Below are 2,819 nucleotides of genomic sequence, written 5' to 3'. Positions count from 1 at the left end.
AGATGGATTAAATCCAGAGGATAACGGTAAAACTGACGATTCACGAGCACCTTTCTACCTACAGACACTTGAAGAGCAAGACTTTATGACGCAAGATGGTAACGACTTGAAACTCGCTGGCATCGTTATTGGTATGGCAATGAATACGCAAGATGTCTACCAAAAGGAACAGTGGGGCGCGAACTTTACGCAAGACATTTCAAAGGCAGAACGCATTGCGCACGGTAAAGAAATGGCTGCAGAAGTTGTCAAGCGATACCGCGCCATGAGCGGAGTTGGCAATGATGTGCCAATTTATGTGGCAATGTACGCCCAAGCACCTGAGGATTCATTATCAGGTGGTAATTTCTATAGCTGGAGTGTTGCTAACTCGGGCGATACCTTGGGCAATTGGACTGACTTGGATCGTCAAACCGTTGTTTTGCCAATGCAAGATGGGACAACATCAGAAAAGTCCGTTGGTAGCGCTTTGAATACAAGCTTTAAGAACTTCACGGATAAACTCCAAGGGTTCTTCCCAAACTTGTCTTCAATCACTGGACAAGCTTCCTATGATGGCTCAAACTTGAAAGGGTTGAACGTCACTGTCTCAACGCAGTTCTATTCAGCAACAGAAATTGAAAGCTTTGCTAACTACATTGCTGAAACAGCACCAAGTTATCTACCAAATGGCGTACCTGTACAAATTCGTATGGAGGCCTCAACTGGTATGCAAGCCTACATTATCAAGGGTGCCAATGATAGTAAGTACACTGTTACAATCCTTGGTTCATACTAAAACGTTTAACCGACAATCCCGTAAAATGGATTGTCGGTTTTTACTTGCATTTTACTAAGAATACCCGTAGTATAGAAAAAATGAAATTTTGGGGGAGTAAGAATATGGGAATGCATCAATACCTATCTGGATTAAATGAATTGGAAATGATTACGCGTGCACCGGGTTACTTCAAGTACCAACCACATTCTGTTGCAGCCCATTCATGGAAAGTAACTGAAGCTGCGCAATTTTTGGGTGACATCGAGGAACAGGCTGGCAATGAAATTGATTGGCGTATGTTGTACGAGAAGGCCTTGAATCACGATATTACGGAGCGCTTCATTGGTGATATTCGAACACCAGTTAAATACGCATCTGCAACTTTACGTCAAATGTTAGCGGATGTTGAAGATTCATTATCAGACAACTTCGTCAAAACAGAAATCCCAACGGAGCTACAAGCGGTTTACAAACGTCGCCTTCACGAAGGTAAGGACGATACTTTGGAGGGACGTATTCTTTCCGTCGCCGACAAGGTTGATTTGTTGTACGAAGCATACGGCGAACTACAGAAGGGTAACCCTGAGCCTGTGTTCCTGGAAATTTACAAGGAAAGTCTCGCCACTATTTTCGCCTTCCGCGATATGCCAAGTGTGGCTTATTTCATCAAGGAGGTTTTGCCAGAGCTATTGGCGGAACAATTTCCTGGATCAGAACAGCTCCAACGTATCTACATCGGAATCTTCAACTCAAAATAGAGAATTTCCGGTATAATAATAGTAAGAGACAAAAAGCCACTGCATTCTCAGTGGCTTTTTGATTGTTTTACCAACCAGTGATAATTAACCGTAATCATTGGTGCTATGGAGAGAGAATCTATGAGAGTAAGTCGCACTTTATTCTTCAGCGCAGTCGTTGTTGCTGAACTTGCGGTTGGCCTGGCAAGTCAACCCACTGTGATTTCTGCTGCACCGGCAACGGCAGAAGAAATCAATAATAATTATCAAACTGTTCGATCGACGAAAGATTCGTTGGGACACAAAATTTTTGCGCAACAGCAAATTGTGGCAAAAGACAATGCGGATGTATACCGTATTTTGGCCAAAAAATCTGATGGGTCATTTCAACAAATCGCTTCTACAAACAATAAGCATGTACTGAAAAAGTTAACGCATTATCGGGCACTGCCGTACATTCAAAATACAGCAGCTCTGACACCGCAACAAGCGTCATTAAAGACCCACACAAAATTACTTTCATTTGTGGGCGGACAATTATCGAATAATTTGTCATTTAAAACACTGAAAACGCTAAAAACCACGTTGGTAACTGCTGATGCACAAGTATCGATTATGGCTCCCATCAAAAAGGGCCAGTGGACAACAACACTCTACTACCATATTAAAAGTGATGTTGGCGACGATGGCTATGTTAGTGCAAAAGCAGTTAAACAATTAACTGACCCCAATCAGGCAAGTAGCACGTCGACAAATAATACTGGCTTACCGTTTGATAAAAAGACGGCATTAAAGAAAATGACGGCTGAAATCAACGCATTGCGCCAAAAAAATGGCGAAAAAAAGGTGGTAGTCAATAATAAATTACGGAAAATCGCTCATTACCGCGCACAGCAGCAAGCCAAGATGGGAACGCTTGATAACCACATGGGCATGCAGACGGCCTTTGATCGCAATGGTGGTAACACTTGGTCGCTATCTGGGGAAAACCTTCAAATGGGGGACACAACTACATTTGGGACATCCGCAACTGATTTTGGCAAAAATACAGTTGCTAACTGGTACACTGATAACGGGGTTGCCAATTTTTCTCACCGCAAGCTGATGTTATCACCATACATGAACCAAATTGGGGTCGCTTTAAGTGAAAAAGACGGTAAAATCTTTATCGTAACGGAATTTGGTTCAACTAAAAATATTAATCAAACTGGAATCGATGCTTGGAATGATTATTTCAAATCAACCCGCGAGACAGGGACATTCAATCGACCAGCACATGATCTAAACTAACAATACGGAAGCGAGGGGCAATATGATAAATC

The 2,819-nt window shown here is 42.4% G+C and carries 3 protein-coding genes; all 3 read left to right on the top strand.

All coding sequences use genetic code 11. The annotated features are described in order from the left end of the window. Positions 1–778 (top strand): CamS family sex pheromone protein (locus tag WEIDD23_RS01635; protein ID WP_242865375.1); only part of this gene is annotated, 778 nt, incomplete at its 5' end. Positions 779–882: 104 nt separating this feature from the next. Further along, entirely contained in the window at positions 883–1,518 is a 636-nt protein-coding gene (locus WEIDD23_RS01630) for a YfbR-like 5'-deoxynucleotidase (RefSeq protein WP_010374849.1), read from the top strand. A gap of 120 nt (positions 1,519–1,638) precedes the next feature. Beyond that, on the top strand, positions 1,639–2,787 hold the full coding sequence (locus WEIDD23_RS01625; RefSeq protein ID WP_062358702.1) for a CAP domain-containing protein: 1,149 nt from the start codon (positions 1,639–1,641) through the stop codon (positions 2,785–2,787). Positions 2,788–2,819 lie beyond the last annotated feature (32 nt).

This window comes from Weissella sp. DD23 (assembly GCF_001579105.1).
Taxonomy (GTDB): domain Bacteria; phylum Bacillota; class Bacilli; order Lactobacillales; family Lactobacillaceae; genus Weissella; species Weissella cibaria.
This window is presented reverse-complemented; position numbering and strand designations above follow the sequence as displayed.

Excerpts from the sequence above, each read along its gene's own strand:
- WEIDD23_RS01630 (WP_010374849.1), top strand. The coding sequence starts at position 883 with ATGGGAATGCATCAATACCTATCTGGATTAAATGAATTGGAAATGATT.
- WEIDD23_RS01625 (WP_062358702.1), top strand. The coding sequence starts at position 1,639 with ATGAGAGTAAGTCGCACTTTATTCTTCAGCGCAGTCGTTGTTGCTGAA.